This is a genomic window from Bacillus sp. Root920 (assembly GCF_001429445.1).
Lineage (GTDB): Bacteria > Bacillota > Bacilli > Bacillales > Bacillaceae > Bacillus > Bacillus safensis.
This window is the reverse complement of sequence record NZ_LMJV01000009.1, coordinates 1-16,569: the sequence shown is the minus strand read 5'-3', so window position 1 is coordinate 16,569 and position 16,569 is coordinate 1. Positions and strand designations below refer to the sequence as shown.

The 16,569-nt window shown below is 42.1% G+C and carries 18 protein-coding genes; 14 read left to right on the top strand and 4 right to left on the bottom strand.

Annotated features, from left to right (window positions below; all coding sequences use genetic code 11):
• Window positions 1–10: 10 nt before the first annotated feature.
• Genes ASE42_RS15245 through ASE42_RS15235 form a run of 3 tightly spaced genes read right to left on the bottom strand, consistent with a single transcriptional unit; the run spans window position 11 to window position 2,327 of the window.
• The gene (locus ASE42_RS15245; RefSeq protein ID WP_056767918.1) at window positions 11–709 is read right to left on the bottom strand and encodes an amino acid ABC transporter permease; all 699 of its coding nucleotides are present in this window, start codon (window positions 707–709) and stop codon (window positions 11–13) included.
• Window positions 706–1,566: an amino acid ABC transporter substrate-binding protein gene (locus ASE42_RS15240; RefSeq protein ID WP_056767915.1), complete on the bottom strand. Its 861-nt coding sequence runs from the start codon at window positions 1,564–1,566 to the stop codon at window positions 706–708. Before ASE42_RS15240 ends, ASE42_RS15245 begins: the two co-directional genes overlap by 4 nt.
• Complete coding sequence (locus ASE42_RS15235; protein ID WP_024423086.1) at window positions 1,563–2,327, bottom strand: amino acid ABC transporter ATP-binding protein; 765 nt, start codon at window positions 2,325–2,327, stop codon at window positions 1,563–1,565. Before ASE42_RS15235 ends, ASE42_RS15240 begins: the two co-directional genes overlap by 4 nt.
• Before the next feature lie 144 nt (window positions 2,328–2,471).
• On the opposite strand from ASE42_RS15235, the gene ASE42_RS15230 reads away from it, so the two are divergent.
• From ASE42_RS15230 to ASE42_RS15185, 10 genes are all read left to right on the top strand, one after another.
• Entirely contained in the window at window positions 2,472–3,635 is a 1,164-nt protein-coding gene (locus ASE42_RS15230) for an acyl-CoA dehydrogenase family protein (RefSeq protein ID WP_056767911.1), read from the top strand.
• 125 nt (window positions 3,636–3,760) lie between these two features.
• The gene (gene blaBPU / locus ASE42_RS15225; RefSeq protein ID WP_056768091.1) at window positions 3,761–4,549 is read left to right on the top strand and encodes a BPU family class D beta-lactamase; all 789 of its coding nucleotides are present in this window, start codon (window positions 3,761–3,763) and stop codon (window positions 4,547–4,549) included.
• Between the two features lie 112 nt (window positions 4,550–4,661).
• Window positions 4,662–5,276: a hypothetical protein gene (locus ASE42_RS15220; RefSeq protein WP_056767907.1), complete on the top strand. Its 615-nt coding sequence runs from the start codon at window positions 4,662–4,664 to the stop codon at window positions 5,274–5,276.
• Window positions 5,277–5,371: 95 nt separating this feature from the next.
• Window positions 5,372–5,719, top strand: a complete 348-nt coding sequence (locus ASE42_RS15215; RefSeq protein WP_056767903.1) for a YxiJ family protein — start codon at window positions 5,372–5,374, stop codon at window positions 5,717–5,719.
• Window positions 5,720–5,737: 18 nt separating this feature from the next.
• Entirely contained in the window at window positions 5,738–6,001 is a 264-nt protein-coding gene (locus ASE42_RS15210; protein WP_235566807.1) for a hypothetical protein, read from the top strand.
• A 164-nt stretch (window positions 6,002–6,165) separates the two neighbouring features.
• A complete protein-coding gene (locus ASE42_RS15205) occupies window positions 6,166–7,035 on the top strand; it encodes an alpha/beta hydrolase (protein ID WP_056767899.1) in 870 nt (289 codons plus the stop codon).
• Window positions 7,036–7,107: 72 nt separating this feature from the next.
• Window positions 7,108–7,464, top strand: a complete 357-nt coding sequence (locus ASE42_RS15200; RefSeq protein WP_029708013.1) for a winged helix-turn-helix transcriptional regulator — start codon at window positions 7,108–7,110, stop codon at window positions 7,462–7,464.
• Window positions 7,465–7,703: 239 nt separating this feature from the next.
• Complete coding sequence (gene hxlA / locus ASE42_RS15195) at window positions 7,704–8,336, top strand: 3-hexulose-6-phosphate synthase (RefSeq protein WP_024423080.1); 633 nt, start codon at window positions 7,704–7,706, stop codon at window positions 8,334–8,336.
• Window positions 8,333–8,890, top strand: coding sequence for a 6-phospho-3-hexuloisomerase (gene hxlB, locus ASE42_RS15190; RefSeq protein WP_056767896.1), 558 nt, complete (start codon window positions 8,333–8,335; stop codon window positions 8,888–8,890). The genes hxlA and hxlB overlap by 4 nt, the downstream gene beginning before the upstream one ends.
• A gap of 137 nt (window positions 8,891–9,027) precedes the next feature.
• The gene (locus tag ASE42_RS15185; RefSeq protein WP_056767893.1) at window positions 9,028–9,753 is read left to right on the top strand and encodes a DsbA family oxidoreductase; all 726 of its coding nucleotides are present in this window, start codon (window positions 9,028–9,030) and stop codon (window positions 9,751–9,753) included.
• Between the two features lie 144 nt (window positions 9,754–9,897).
• Here the strand turns inward: ASE42_RS15185 and ASE42_RS15180 are convergent, their stop codons facing one another.
• Complete coding sequence (locus ASE42_RS15180; protein ID WP_024423077.1) at window positions 9,898–10,986, bottom strand: GntR family transcriptional regulator; 1,089 nt, start codon at window positions 10,984–10,986, stop codon at window positions 9,898–9,900.
• A gap of 273 nt (window positions 10,987–11,259) precedes the next feature.
• On the opposite strand from ASE42_RS15180, the gene ASE42_RS15175 reads away from it, so the two are divergent.
• From ASE42_RS15175 to ASE42_RS15160, 4 genes are all read left to right on the top strand, one after another.
• The gene (locus ASE42_RS15175) at window positions 11,260–12,885 is read left to right on the top strand and encodes a xylulokinase (protein WP_056767889.1); all 1,626 of its coding nucleotides are present in this window, start codon (window positions 11,260–11,262) and stop codon (window positions 12,883–12,885) included.
• A complete protein-coding gene (locus ASE42_RS15170) occupies window positions 12,879–13,583 on the top strand; it encodes an L-ribulose-5-phosphate 4-epimerase (protein WP_056767886.1) in 705 nt (234 codons plus the stop codon). The genes ASE42_RS15175 and ASE42_RS15170 overlap by 7 nt, the downstream gene beginning before the upstream one ends.
• A gap of 17 nt (window positions 13,584–13,600) precedes the next feature.
• Window positions 13,601–15,022, top strand: coding sequence for an L-arabinose isomerase (araA, locus tag ASE42_RS15165; protein ID WP_056767882.1), 1,422 nt, complete (start codon window positions 13,601–13,603; stop codon window positions 15,020–15,022).
• Window positions 15,023–15,103: 81 nt separating this feature from the next.
• Window positions 15,104–16,444, top strand: coding sequence for a sugar porter family MFS transporter (locus ASE42_RS15160; RefSeq protein ID WP_056767877.1), 1,341 nt, complete (start codon window positions 15,104–15,106; stop codon window positions 16,442–16,444).
• Window positions 16,445–16,569 lie beyond the last annotated feature (125 nt).

Genomic DNA, 16,569 nt, shown 5'->3' with positions numbered 1-16,569 from the left:
AATCGCCTCCTTAACGTGACAGACTGGTACGGCCTTTTACAAATTTCTTTTCAAGCAGCATGGTGACTAGTTCAATGCTCATACAAATGAGCCAGTACACAAGCGCGATGATCACATACACTTCAAACATGCCGATTCCATAGTTATTTCCTAAGATGATCTTCACCTGTCCCATAATATCGATGAGTCCGATCGTAAAGGCAATCGCCGTGTCTTTCACAAGATCAATGGTGTAATTTCCGAGGTTTGGCAGGGCTATGAGAAAGGCCTGCGGGATAATGATCCTGATCAAGGCCTGTGTATCTGTCATCCCAACAATGTAGGCGGCTTCCAGCTGATCCTTCCCAACAGACGAATACGCACTGCGAAAAACTTCAGATAAATAAGCCCCCGTATGTAAAGAGAACGTCATCATCACAAATAACACACGATCCCAATGATTGATTTGAATTCCTGCCACAAGTAAAAGCTGAGGAAGTCCAAAATAAATTAAGAATAACTGAACAATTAATGGCGTACTTCGTGTAAAAGATAAATAGATAACAGCCAATTGCTTCAGCACTGGGATTTGTTTTATACGAATGCATGCAAATAAGAGCCCTATTATGATGGCGAAAAACAATGACACCACAATAATGAGAAAAGTGAGTGGCAGGCGTTCAAGCACCTGTAAAAAAATTCGCAGCCAATCTCCAGCTGTAAACGTCATGACGCTTCCTTCCTTTCTTCATATTGATAGCCTTGCTCTGAGATGTAGTCAATATTTTGAAAGAAATCAACCCCAAACCACTTTTTCGCAAGCTTAGGCAGTGTTCCATCATCAATCATCTCTTGTGTGACCTGGTCCAAGTCTGCTGCAAGCTGCTTCTCACTTGGCTGTAAGACAAGATAGATCGGCTCTTTTGACACGATCCCGCCCACTTTGACCTTCAGATTCAGATGCTTTTGAATGGTATCGAAGGTCGAAATATTCATAAAGGCCGCATCGGACCGTCCGCTTTCAACACGCTTTAAGTTGAGTTCATTTGAAGGGCTTTCAATGGTTGTCAGCGGAATATCTGGATCATGTTCTTCATTATATTGATTTAATATGGAACGCAATCCGCCGCTAGGACTGACAGGAGCGAGCTTTTTTGATGTCATATCGTCAAGCGATTGAATATCCCGGTTTGATTCTTTCACAATTAATCCTGTCATCGAATAGCCGTACGGAACTTGAGGGTAAAGAAACCGTTTTTCACGTTCAGGGTTACTGAAAAACCAATTAGCTGCCATTTCAAACTTCCCCGCGCCAACACCAATTAAATTGGATTCTTCCTCGCCAAATATGTAATCAAAATGTATGTGTGGAAGTCTTTTTTCCACTTCATTTAAATAATCAATGTTATAGCCAATCGGTTCGTTTTGGTCATTTGTGGCTAAAAAGGGTGGATTGACCTCTGCACTCAGAGCGACTTTCACAATTTGTTTTCCATCATCTGTTGTTGTTTTCACACTGCTGCAGCCAATCAGAGAGAGGAGAATCAGAAGGACACCAGCTGTCATGAATGCTGCCTTTTGCTTCATATGTCTTCCTCCGATCCTTGCCACATTCCGCGATGAATCCTGGATAAAAATTGTTTTGTTCGTTCATGCTGAGGCTTCATGAGGACGTCTTCTGGTGAGCCTTTTTCAACGATTTCTCCATCTGCCATAAAGATCACCGTATCCGCTACGTCTTTTGCAAACGAAATTTCATGCGTCACAATGACCATCGTCATTCCTTGGCTCGCAATATCTTTGATCATTTCAAGGATTTCTCCGACCATCTCTGGGTCCAATGCGGACGTTGGTTCATCAAACAAAAGCACCGCAGGATTCATCGCAAGAGCGCGGGCAATTCCAATCCGCTGCTGCTGACCGCCAGATAATTCACTTGGAAATGCATCCTTTTTATGAAGCAGTCCAATCCGCTCTAAAAATTGCTCTCCAACCTTTTCTGCTTCTTTTTTAGACATGTTTTGGGACACAATCAATCCCTCTGTAATATTTTCAAGTGCGCGTTTATTTTGAAACAAGTGATAATGCTGAAATACCATGGAAGATTGCTGCCTTAGTTTTAAAAGATCTTTTTTATGATATCGTTCAAATTGAATCGTGGCTTCTCCAACAGTCAGCTCTCCTTTGTCTGGAATATCGAGGCTGTTTAAACTGCGGAGAAGTGTTGTTTTTCCTGATCCGCTCGGTCCAATAATTGCGACCACTTCACCTTCTTGTACGGTGAAATCAATGCCTTTTAACACATGGGTCTGCCCATAAGATTTATGTAGATTAGTAGCTGAGATCATAAAAGCATCACGTTCCTTTGACAGATGTACTTAATATTGATAAAATTTAACACATTAAATCCTATAAGTAAAGTGTGTTTTATTCATTCCGATTGGAAAAATGAGATATCATAGATTGTGAGAAACAGAGGAGTTGGATACGTTTTGTCTAAAGCATTATTTGTCGATACCGATTTTCAAAAAACATGGCTCAATCAGCTGGAATCTCTTCGTGAAACGATCGAACAAAACGCAAAAAAACATGATGAAGGCGCTTATTTTCCTAAACAGAATATCGAATCATTAGTAAACATGGGATATACAGCCCTGTCTCTTCCCGCTGAATATGGAGGCGGGGGTCAATCTGTAACGGATATGGTTCTATTTCAAGAAACGCTTGGCAGCATGGACGGAGCGACTGCCTTATCGATTGGCTGGCACCAAGGAGTTGTTGGTGAAATTTATGAAAAGAAACTATGGAATGAGAAGCAGCTGCAATTCTTTGCGGAAGAAGTGAAGAAGGGCGCCCTTGTCAACCGCGCTGTAAGTGAGGCGCAGACAGGCAGTCCAACAAGAGGCGGCAAGCCTGGGACAACAGCGATGAAATCAGGTGATCGCTGGGTGATCAACGGACGTAAAATTTTCACTACGATGTCACCAGCTCTCACATACTTTTTAGTCGGCGTATGGATCGAAGAAAAAGAAGCCATGGGATTTTTCTTAATTCACCGTGATACAGAAGGTGTTTCTATAGAAGAAACATGGGATGTTGTCGGTATGAGAGGAACAGAAAGCCATGATTTAATCTTAGATCAGGTTGTGGTTTCAGATGACATGCTTGTTGAAGTGCAAAAAGGACCTCGGGGCGGTACGTTAAACCCTTGGATCGCACATATCCCTTCCTGTTATTTGGGGATTGCGCAAGCGGCAAGAGATTATGCAGTTCAGTATGCCATCACACATTCACCGAACAGTATCAGCGGAACGATTAGCGAACTGCCAAATGTCCAAACACTGATTGGCGAAATTGATTTACTATTAAAGCAAGCACGCCACGTCATCTATTCAACGACAACATTGTATGAAAAGCCTGAGAAAAGAGAGCTGTTAATCAATGAATTCGGTGCTGTGAAGTATACAGTCGTCAATCATAGTCTGCAAGTGGTTGATAAAGCCATGCGTTTAGTCGGTGCAAAAAGCTTGAGCCTAGACTGTCCGCTGCAGCGTTACTATCGAGATATTCGTGCTGGGCTCCATAACCCGCCAATGGATGATATGACCATTTCAAAAATCGCGAGGCAGGCCATAGAAGAGAAAAAAGAAAGCTAATATGATCAGAAAGCCGGATGAAACCGGCTTTTTTTATTTGGCAGAAAAGAGGACAAGCGTCCCTTATGTCTCATCACTCAGGCATGCTACAATCGATACAAATCATAGGAAAAGGAGCGGTTTTTTTGAAGAAAAAGCATATGAAATGGCTGTTTTCAGGCTTCATGCTGATGGCACTTTGTATCGGCCAGCCTTCATCAAGTGAGGGAACAACACCAGCGTGGTCAGTAGATGAATTCATGAAAGACCGGGAAGGCACATTTGTGATACAAGAAGTAAAAGAAAAATCGCCATGGGTGTATAACAAAAAAAGAGCGAACAAGCGCTTTGCACCACAATCGACATTTAAAGTGGCAAATGCCCTCATCGGACTCCAAACAGGCGCAGTGAGAGATGAATATGACATCAAATATTGGGACGGAGTAAAAAGAGAGATTGATAACTGGAATAAGGATCATACACTGGGCTCTGGCATGAGAGATTCAGTCGTCTGGTACTATCAAGCCATGGCGCGTGACATCGGAGAAGAACGCATGAATCATTGGGTGAAAGCTATTCATTATGGGAATGAAGACATATCTGGCGGAATCGATCAATTTTGGTTAAGCAGTACGTTGCGCATTTCTCCAGTAGAACAAGTCCATTTTCTAAAACGGTTATATGAAGAAAGTCTCCCATTTGACCTATCTGTCATGAGAACCGTCAAACGAATGATGATACAAGAAGAAGAGAAACATGCCACCCTATACGGAAAAACAGGCTCCGGCTCAGGCATCGGCTGGTACGTAGGCTTCATCAAACATGAAAACAAAACCTACATCTTCGCCACAAATATCGAAGGTACCGGTCTAGAAGCAAAAGAAATCACCTATCGTATTTTGAAAAAATATCATTTGATTGAAGCATCCGTTTAGGATGCTTTTTTTATATATAAAAGGTGATATTTTGATAAGATGATGATATATGGTTTAGTTTTAGGAAAATAATAGTGAAATCACTTGAGTGTTGTAGAAAGGGGGCTTTTGCTTGAACCAGCCTGAGCACTTATTTATTCGTTCAGAAAAAGAATTCAGGTTCTATCAGAATTTAGTGGATCATGTATTTGAACAAAATAAAAGGCTGCCGCAACAAGTCTTCCGTAAGAATTTTGATTGTTTTTTGTTTCAAGAGTTTGAGTGGGCATTAAGTGATGATATTTTACCTACAATCAAGGATTTATTAAATTCAACAAGTGATAGAGAATTTTTGACCGCAGTCCTTAAGCCAGATCCAGTTGATTATTATTTTAAGGAGTTTGGTTATTACAATTGGCTGAAAGCGAGTGTGAATATTTCCGGTGAGGATTATGTAAATGCACTATGGACGCACCCAAAAGGTTCTATAGCGGATAATATAATTACGAACTCAAACATAGTGGTTTGGTTATCCCGTTCTTTGCAGTGGGCGATTCTAGCAGATAGAGATTTGGAAATTTGTATAATAGGTATGGTATCAAAAAAAGATTGTCCCCAAAATATTTTATTAGAAAAAGAATGGAAACCACTGGATCATCCCGTTTTAGCAAATTGGTTAGAACTGTTATTGAAGGATCAAAAAACATTCAATGAATATTTCAGTCAATTGCTATCAAATTATTCGTAATGTTACTTGTGGTTTAAATTGGGAAGTATCAATTACTAATGATAGACAAAGAAATGATTATCAGTAATGTCTATATATAAAAGGAGCATAAGGCCATGAACATCAGCCAAGATAAAACAGCATTAATCAATGATTTGAAGCAGCGCTATCAATATTGTTTTCATTCAGATTACCCTGAAGAGATCCTATCTTTTGAGGAGGAAACTGGTATCTGGTCCGATGGTTTTTATGAATTTTTCACTCTTGTGACAGGCAGCTTAAGTTATGTGATCGATAATAAACGAATTCCAAAAAAACAGCTAAACGTGCTGCGTCAGTCATTTGAAGAGCAATACCCTCAAATCAAATCGTTTCAACACATCCTTGAATCGTATCCTATATTACATTCCTATATCCAGTACCATGAAGAAACAAGAAAACGAATCATTGCACTTATACAATAACCTCTTGGAGGACAAACGATGACATGGTTTTTAGATGAAAAAATCCAAAAACAAATCCCTGATTTCAATATCAACCATCTAAAGCAAATCAATGAATTTCACTACTTTAAAGAGTATAATGAACATTACGACTTGATCAATTGTATACATCTGCACATCCCATATGAATCTTCAACCCATAAAGCAGACATCCATCTAAAATTCACCAATGTCTCTTCTGTTCAAATCAAAGATTTGGAGTTAACAAACGATGACTATCTTTTCTTGGACATTCAGCTTTAGATAGGGCTGGGAAAATTTGAATTACTTTGTCGAAGACTTTGAAGAACAATATTTTTCTTTTTATTGTGAAACGGTTCGAGTCATACAAGTAATATCAAATGAATCGTGATAGTTTGCCAACATATGCCTAAACATGCTCCCCCATCCCAACACAGAAAGGTGCAATGACATTGAATCGAATCATGAAATGGCTCTTATTTGCGGCGGTCATCGCTGGTTTATTGGTATGCGCATTCTTTTTGTTCCGTTTCAACCAGCCTAAGCCGACAACCAATATCCATTATGCAGACACACAAAATAAACAGCAAACACTCGATATGTATATGCCAAAGGGCAAAGATGAAGACAAAAAGAAGAAGCATCCTGTGATGATCTATCTCCATGGCGGAGGCTGGACAGGCGGCGATAAGAATAGAGTCGCTTCAAAGGCTGATTATTTTACAGGTCAAGGGTATGTGTTTGTTTCGATGAATTACAGGCTTCACCCTGATGCTAATTACGAGCAGATGGCAGATGATACAGCAAACGCCATTAAATGGGTGAAGGATCATGCGGATGAATATCAAATTGATTCATCAAAAATCAATGTCATGGGTCACTCAGCGGGCGGTCATTTGACGGCGCTGGTTGCCACAGATTCGACCTACTTAAAACGTGTGGGGCTGTCGCCAAAAGCGATCAATTCCATCGTGATTTTAGATGGGCCGTTAAACCTCAATCAATTTATACAAGCCATCCCATCGTACAAAAAAGTCTTTGGCAAACAAGAGAAGAACTGGACAAAGGCATCACCTGTCACTTATATGAATGAAAAGAATGTACCGCCTGTCTATTTGGTGACGGGCTGGGAAAATCCTGAGGTGTACCGATTTGCAGAAAAACTAAATCATGATAAAGGCTCTCGGTTTGTTTTTCGGGTTCATACGCTAAGCCATAGTGACCTGAACAAATGGTTTGGATCAGACAGAGCGCCAAAAGAAGCACAAAAAATGACAGAGGCTGTGATGGCTTTTGTCAAAAAACAAAATCAATAACGAAGACCGTATGCTCGGGCAATTCTTTTTGCCGCAGTATAATGATAAAGTGGTTTGAAATTAAAGGAGTGTATGTTGTTGTCATCACGAATGGAAAATAAAGTGTTCAACTGCGAAAAAGAGCTGACGCTGAATATTATCGGCGGTAAGTGGAAAATGCTGATTTTATGGCATCTAGGCAGAGAAGGGACAAAACGTTTTGGTGAGTTAAAGTCGTTAATGCCTGGGATTACGCAAAGAATGCTTGTCAATCAGCTAAGAGAATTAGAAGAAGATCACATTGTGCACCGGGAGGTTTATCCTGTCGTCCCGCCAAAGGTTGAGTATTCTCTCACAGAACTAGGAGAAAGCTTAATGCCGATTTTAGAGGCGATGTATGATTGGGGAAAACAATATCTCGACAGCAATTTCTTAAAAGATGATAAATAGAAAGATGACCGATTGTAGACAAAGGGCTAAAATAACTTTATTGTAGCCCTTTGTCTTTACCCTGAGATACTGGCCAAAAGACAGTATCTTTTTTGTAACCATATGCGGAAAAGTATAGTATGTAAAAAAAAAGTGCGTACTTACATTGCGTCATTCCTGTTGTTATACTCATTTCATCATTCAAGATGCATCATCCGCGGAGCTCTTGAAGATGAGATGAAAAACGGGAGTGAAAGTTGATGAAATTACAATTAGCATTAGATTTAGTGAATATACCAGAGGCGATTGAGCTGATCAAAGAAGTAGAAGCATCCATTGATGTGGTCGAAATTGGGACACCTGTTGTGATTAACGAAGGGCTTCGTGCTGTAAAAGAAGTCAAGCAGGCTTTTCCGAATTTACGTGTACTCGCTGATCTAAAAATTATGGATGCTGCCGGCTATGAAGTGCAGCAGGCCTCCGAAGCTGGAGCAGATATCGTCACCATTCTTGCAGCGGCAGAAGATATGTCCATTCAAGGAGCGGTGAAAGAAGCGAAAGCAAGAGGAAAACAAATTCTAGTTGATATGATTGGCATCAAAGATATCGCAGGCCGTGCAAAAGAGCTCGATGCGCTTGGAGTCGATTATATTTGTGTGCATACAGGCTATGATCTGCAAGCGGTTGGTCAAAACTCATTTGCTGATCTTATGACGATTAAACAAGTTGTCAAGCAGGCAAAAACAGCGATTGCAGGTGGAATTAAGCTTGATACGTTACCTGAAGTCGTGAAATTAAACCCTGATTTAATCATTGTAGGCGGCGGTATCGCAAGCCAGGACAATAAAGCAGAAGTGGCTGCACAAATGAAGCAGCTGATCGCACAATCATGAAAACCAGCGACTATGTGAAAGCCATTTTAAATGAGCTTTCTAATCATTCGTCTGCCATTCAAGACGAACAAGCAGAGCGCCTGGTCACAAGTATTTTATCTGCACAAAAAGTCTTTGTGACAGGTGCAGGCAGATCTGGCTTGATGGGAAAATCGTTTGCGATGAGACTTACGCATATTGGCGTCAAGGCATATGTAATTGGAGAAACGAATACGCCTTCCTTTACAGAAGAGGATCTTTTGATTGTGGGGAGCGGCTCTGGCCGTACAGAGTCTTTACTGGTCCTTGCAAAAAAGGCAAAAGCAATTGGCGGAAAAGTGGCAGCGTTCACGCTTTCTGCTGAGTCACCTTTAGCTGATCTATCGGATGAAGTCATCTTATTGTCAGGTGCACCGAAGGATCAACAGGATGGAAACCATCATACCATTCAGCCAATGGGTTCACTATTTGAGCAGTCGCTTCTTCTGACATACGATGCGGTCATTTTAAGGTTAATGGAAATAAAAGAGCTCGACACACATACAATGTACGGTCACCATGCAAATTTAGAATAGGTATTTTCAAAGCCTTTCCTTTCATAAAAGGAGAGGCTTTTTCATTTATCAAGAACAGAATCTTGACATCATCTATTTGATGTAACTATAATTGTTACATCGTTAAAGAAAAAGTGCAGCACGGAAGGAAGATGAACATGAAAGTACAAATTTGGTCAGATATCGCCTGTCCTTTTTGTTATATAGGAAAAAAACAGCTGGAAACAGCGCTAGAACAATTCCCAGAGAAGGATCAGGTAGAGATAGAGTTTAAAAGTTTTGAGCTTGATCCCCACGCACCTGTTGATGTCGATCATGACGTTCATGATATGCTTGTTAAAAAATATGGCATGAGCCGCAGCCAGGCCATGGCGATGAATGAGCAGGTGAAGCAGGCCGGCAAAGAGAAAGGGATCGATTTTCAATTTGATCCGCTCGTGTTGACCAACACCTTTGATGCCCATCGATTGGCGCAATATGCTGGTCAAATGGGGAAAGGCGATTTCGTTATGGGAGAGCTGTTTCACGCATATTTTACAGATGGAAAGCATGTTGGTGATCGTCAAACCCTTTTACAAATTGCAGAAAAAGCAGGTCTTGATGAGAAGGAAGTACAGCAAGTTTTGGGCAGCGAAGCATTTGCCGATCATGTCCGAAAAGATGAACAAGAAGCGAGACAGCTTGGGATCAATGCTGTTCCGTTTTTCTTGATCAATGACAAGTATTCAGTTGCAGGTGCGCAGCCAGCCGATACGTTCCTGCGTGCACTTGAAACAGCTTGGAAAGAGGAAGCAGCTCAAGCAGAGAAAGCTCCTGACAATGCGTTTGAAGCGGCATGTGCAGATGGCGTATGTGCGGTGCCTTCCCCTAAAGAAGAGGCGTAATAGATATGTTCCCTATCTTTTTATAAGATGGGGATTTTTATTGTTTAAGGATGAGGGGAAACCCATGTCTTTCATTTCAGGGATCCGACCCATTCACGCCTTATGCTGGAATCTAAAATAAAATGAGCCACTTGGAGTAGGGGCTCATTTTATTCGTTTGATCGTTTCACCTGGAACCAATTCAGGCTCGTAAAACGTTTGATCAGGGAGATTCTTTTTTCCTTGTACTTTTTTAATCATCCAGTCTGCTGCATCACGGCCCATTTGCTCCTGAGGATGGGTCAGTGTTGTCAGCTTCACATGGGCATTTTTCTGGGCGATATACGAATTATCCTGTCCAATAATCGAGAGATCATCTGGAATGGACAGCCCGATTTCGCTGCATACATTGGCGACTTCTAAACCCACCTCATCGTTATAGCAAACAAGGGCAGTCAGCTCATGCTGGTGCGCCATCAGGAATGTGTGAATTTGCTCCCCCAAATGCTGCTTCGATTCTGTATCGAAAAAGAGCACATGCTCAGGCAGGAAATTAAGCTTAGCTTCACCTAGCGCTTGAATATAGCCCTTCATCCGATATTTTCCCTGTAAATCATCTGTTTTTGAAATAAGTCCAATTTGTTGATGACCCGAGGTGATCAGCTCTTTTGTGGCTAAATAGCTGGATTTTACATCATCTAAACAAAGAAAAGGAACCTCTAGCTGCTCATAATAGGCATTGATCATAATGAGCGGTACATCCTGTTCTTTAAAGGATAAGTAGTACGAAATGTTTGGATTATATAAATTGCTTTTCGTCGGCTCGACAATAAGTCCGTCCACCCCAAACGACAGCATCATTTCCAGCGCTTTTTTCTCCTGCTCAACATCGTTATTTGTACTTGCCAGTAACAAGGAATAGTTCTCTTCGTTTAATCGGCTTTCAATGCCTCGAATGATAGAAGGGAAAATGTAATCAGATATGTATGTTGTAATGACCCCAATCGTTTTCATATGTGCATGTCCCGCAGGTTTTGTTTGATATTGATTGGTTACAAATGTGCCTGAACCTTTTTCGCTGCGCAAAAATCCTTCGCTGGACAATTCCAAGATGGCTTTTCGAACTGTATGTCTGCTTACTTGATACATGTCTTGCAGGCTTGATTCGGTTGGAATACGCTCCCCGATCCGATAATCCCCTGTGAGTATTTTGCTTTTTATATCATCAATAATGATCTGGTACTTCTTTTTCATCGTTTCACTTCTTTCTCAGTTGATCATCTACTCGGATTGAGAAGAAATTGTATGGACATATTTTAACATGGTTGTCGGATCAAAAACAGGCGCTTCCCTTTTCTGTTATGACCCCTTCAGAAAAAATGAAAGTTTTTGTCGCATTATGTATGTACAACTATATTTATAATTGACATATGTACGTACAAATATTATATTGTGATTGTACCAGAGAATCAATGAATCTAGAAAAAGAAAATTGAAACCGCTATCAAAAATGGGGGTGAACGCAGAGTGAATCACAAAGAAACGGCCAAAGCCTTGAAAGAAGGACGGACATCTTTAGGCATTGAATTTGGTTCAACACGAATTAAAGCAATTTTAATAGATGAGGAATTTCAGCCAATTGCACAAGGTGCATATGAATGGGAAAGTTTTCTCCAGGATGGAATATGGACGTACAACTTAATTGATATCATTACAGGTCTGCAAGTGGCGTATCGAGAGATGAAAGAACAGGCCGAGCAAAAGTATGGTGTGACCATTCAAACGATTGGCTCAATCGGGGTATCAGCGATGATGCATGGCTATGTGGCATGTGATCATACAGGAGAGGTTCTCGTTCCGTTCCGAACATGGCGGAATGCAACGACCATCGAGGCGAGTCAAAAGCTGACAGACGTATTTCAATTTCATATTCCAGAAAGATGGAGCATTGCCCATTTGTATCAAGCGGTATTAGAAGATGAAAAACATCTATCCCGATTAGAATATATGACCACTTTGTCAGGATATATTCACTGGCTGTTAACCGGAAAGCAGGCCATTGGTATTGGCGATGCGTCAGGGATGTTTCCGATTGATGAACAAACGAAGGACTACAATGAAGAAATGCTCCAGCAATTTGAAGCATTGATTGCAGAAAAAGGCTATCCGTGGAAGCTTCGCCACCTTCTGCCGCGTGTCTATTTGGCAGGGGAAGAGGCTGGCGTGTTATCGGCAGCAGGGGCAGCCATTTTGGATCAAGGAAAACATTTGCAGCCAGGCATTCCATTTTGCCCGCCGGAAGGTGACGCTGGAACGGGCATGGTGGCGACAAACAGTGTAGAAAGACGGACCGGAAATATTTCTGTTGGGACGTCGGTTTTTGCCATGATTGTGCTGGAGCAGGATCTAAAAGGTGTGTATCCAGAAGTGGATATGGTTACGACGCCGGATGGACTGCCAGTTGCCATGGTTCATGCGAATAACTGTACAAGTGACCTAAACGCTTGGATGAATATATTCAGAGAGGCATTTGAAGCACTTGGCCTGCAAGTGGAGTCAGAAAGGTTATACGAATCGTTATTGCAGCAAGCTTTAGAAGCAGATCGAGATGGCGGCGGACTCTTAAGCTATGGCTATTACTCTGGTGAAAATATTACGAGACTGCCAGAAGGAAGACCTCTTTTTGTCAGGTCTCCTGAAAGCCGCTTTAACCTTGCTAATTTCATGCGCACCCATTTGTTCTCTGCTTTTGGTGCTATGAAAATAGGCATGGACCGATTAAAGGAACAGGAACATGTAGTGATTGACCGATTACTAGGGCATGGGGGATTATTTAAAACACCGCTCGTTGGACAAAAAATGGTTGCCGCAGCGCTGAATACACCTGTATCAGTTGTTTCAACAGCGGGAGAAGGCGGTGCGTTTGGGATGGCTGTCCTTGCTTCATATATGGTCCATCATCAGCAGCAAACATTGGCTGAATTTCTCACCCATCGCGTATTTGCCCATACATCAGAAGAGCTCATGGAGCCCGATCCACTCGATGTCAAAGGCTTTAACGAATTTTTAAAGCGCTATCAAAATGGGCTTGCGATTGAAGAAGCGGCGGTAGCGCATCTCATGCCAACGAAAGGAGTGACGACGGTATGCTAGATCGCTTAAAAGAAGAAGTGTATCAAGCAAATTTAGATTTGCCAAAATACGGACTTGTGAAATTTACATGGGGTAATGTCAGTGCATGTGATCGTGACAGTGGTTTGTTTGTGATTAAGCCGAGCGGCATAGCGTATGACCAACTATCAGCAAAAGATATGGTCGTGGTGAATTTTGATGGTGAAGTGGTGGAAGGAGAATTGAGTCCTTCGTCAGATACAGCTACACATGCAGTTCTTTACAAACACTTTGAGGAAATTGGCGGCATTTCACATAGCCATTCCATGTGGGCAACCGTTTGGGCGCAGGCAGGACTTGATTTACCAGCAATGGGCACAACACATGCCGATACATTTTACGGTGCCGTTCCGTGCGCTCGTTTTCTAACAGAAGAAGAAGTCAATCGGGGTTATGAGGTAGAAACGGGCAAGCTGATCATCGAAACGTTTGAGAAAAGAAACCTAGATGTGATGGCGGTGCCGGGTGTATTGCTTCAAGGGCATGGTCCATTTACGTGGGGGAAAGATGCAAAAAGTGCGGTCACAAACAGTGTGATTTTAGATGAAGTCGCCAAAATGAATCTTTTTGCCAAGCAATTGAACGAATTTGCGGAGCCATTGCCGCAGCGAATTTTAGATAAACATTACTTAAGAAAACATGGAAAGCATGCGTATTACGGACAAAAACCTTCAACATAAAGAAACGAGGGATATCTATGTTAACAAGCCTGAAAAAAGAGTTTTGGTTTATCGTTGGGTCACAGCATTTATATGGTGATGAAGCACTGCAAAAAGTAAAAGCAGATGCACAAAAGATGACGGATGCTTTAAATGAGAGCGGTTTACTTCCTTATCCAGTGATCTTACAGGAACTGGCTGTCAGTGCCGATCAAATCACAAAGCTTATGAAAGAGGTCAATTATCGCGATGAAGTTGTCGGTGTGATGACGTGGATGCATACATTTTCTCCAGCAAAAATGTGGATACGCGGCACCAGTCTTTTGCAAAAGCCTCTTTTGCATCTTGTTACACAATATTATGAAAAGATTCCGTGGGACACGATCGACATGGACTATATGAATCTCCATCAATCCGCACATGGAGACAGAGAATATGGCTATATCAATGCACGTTTAAATAAACAAAACCAAATTGTGACCGGTCATTGGTCTAAGCCGGAAGTGCAGCAGCAAATTGCTGATTGGATGGACGTTGCGGCTGCCTATCATGAGAGCTTTCACATCAAAGTAGCCCGGTTTGGTGACAACATGCGGCATGTGGCTGTGACAGAAGGCGATAAAATCGAAGCGCAGATTCAATTAGGATGGACCGTTGACTACTTTGGAATAGGCGATCTCGTCGAATATGTAAATGCAGTAGAAGACGAAGAGGTAGATGCATTATTTGCTGAGTATTTAACGCAATATGATGTGAATTATGGAACGTATTCAGTTGAAGAGTGGGAGAAAAGTGTCAAGGTGCAGGCGCGATATGAGATCGCCATCAAACGTTTCTTAGATGAAGGCGGCTATCATGCCTTTACAACAAACTTTGAAGACTTACATGGGATGAAGCAGCTGCCTGGACTTGCGGTACAGCGGCTGATGGCAAAGGGATACGGCTTTGCGGGGGAAGGTGATTGGAAAACGGCCGCACTGGACCGCTTATTAAAAGTGATGAGTCATCATCAATCCACTGGATTTATGGAGGACTACACGTATGAAATGACGTCTGGAGAGGAAGCAGTGCTGCAATCTCATATGCTGGAAGTTGATCCAGCGCTCGCTCATACAAAACCTGTCATTGTCGTGTCTCCACTTGGTATCGGAAACCGGGAAGATCCAGCACGTCTTGTGTTTGATGGAAAAGCAGGCGAGGGTGTCGTTGTCTCTATAGCGGATTTTGGAACACATTTTAAATGGCTCATACAAGAAGTCGAAGCCTTTGAGCCAGAGGAAGCAGCACCTCATTTACCAGTTGCGCGTGTATTGTGGAAAATCAAACCGAATTTTCAGGATGGCGTCAAAGCATGGATTAAAGAAGGCGGAGGCCACCATACAGTCGTGTCTCTCAATTTAACGGTTGATCAAATTGTTCATTTTGCAAAGCTAGTCAATGCAGAATATGTGGTTTTATAGAAGGGGGAAAGGTCTTCTACTGGTTACAGTAGAAGCACTGGGTGAAATGAAAGCGGTTAATTAAGTGAGGGGGTCATCCACTTGGAGAAAAAAGTGTCAAGCAAATTTATCTTCTTTTTCGGGTCCTTTGCAGGCATCTTATTTGGATATGATATTGGTATTATTGCAGGGGCGGAAGGACATATTCAGCAAGAATTTCAGCTCAGCCCATTATGGCTTGGAATCGTTGTCTCTTCATTAATGGGCGGGGCCATTATTGGCTCCATCTTAAGCGGTCTCTTAGGGGATAAATTTGGCCGCAGAAAACTCATTTTGGTCTCATCCGTGATCTTTTTTGTCGGGGCGATCGGATCAGCTGTCGCACCAGAAGAGATTTCACTCACCATCGCTCGAATCTTTTTAGGGACAGCAGTAGGAACAGCCTCATCATTGGTTCCGGCTTACATGTCTGAAATCGCTCCTGCTAAAATCCGCGGGAAATTATCTGGACTCAATCAGCTCATGATTGTAACTGGTCTATTGCTCAGCTATATTGTTGCGTTTGTGTTTGAACCCATCCCAGACAGCTGGCGCTGGATGCTGGGAAGTGCCGCTTTATTTGCGATCGTGCTTTATATTGGTATGCTGAAGCTTCCTGAATCTCCGAGATATTTGATTAAACACGGAATGGCTCATAAAGCACGGGAAGTATTAGGATCATTGCGTTCTTCCCGTGAAGAAACCGAATCAGAAATGCAGGAAATTTTAGAAGTCGCCAAAGAAGAACGCTCGGGGATTCGTGAATTGTTTCAAAAGAAATTCAGAATGGCTCTTTTCATTGGGGTTGGAATGGCAACCCTTCAGCAAATTCAAGGCGCGAACTCCATTGTCTATTATGCAACGAGTATCGCTCGGAATGTAGGCCTTGCGCCGCAGGTCGCCGCAGGTTTTACAGTTATTGTCGGTGTCATTTTTGTCGTCACGACCGTGATCTTTTTACAATTTGTTGACCGCTTCGACCGCCGGACGATTCTCACCGTGGGAGGATCGGGCATGGCCCTTTCTTTCTTTGCTCCCGCAGCATTAGGGGCACTTGGCGTCAGTGAAGGAATTTTAAACTGGGTAACATTGATTTCACTTTGCTGCTTTATTTTGTGCTATGCCTTCTCGTGGGCACCGATTACCTGGATCATCATCGGCGAAATTTTCCCGCTTTCTGTCAGAGGTATCGGAGCAGGTATCTCTTCTGCCTTTAACTGGACCGGATCGTTAGCAGTTGGACTCGTTTTCCCTATTCTGGCAGACAAATTCAGCTTTGGGGTTATTTTTTCCTCATTTGGAGTCATCTGTTTAATCGGGCTGTTATTCACCCGATTTGTGCTAGTCGAGACAAAGGGAAGAAGCTTAGAGCAAATCGAAACCGATATGGCTGCACGTGTATAAATAAAGAAAACCATCTATCCCATGTGGGGGGACTGACCCCATAAGATGAGACAAATAAAAAACACCTTCAAGTTTGAAAACGGATCGTTGTGATCCGAAATAAAACATGGAGGTGTTTTTTCTAT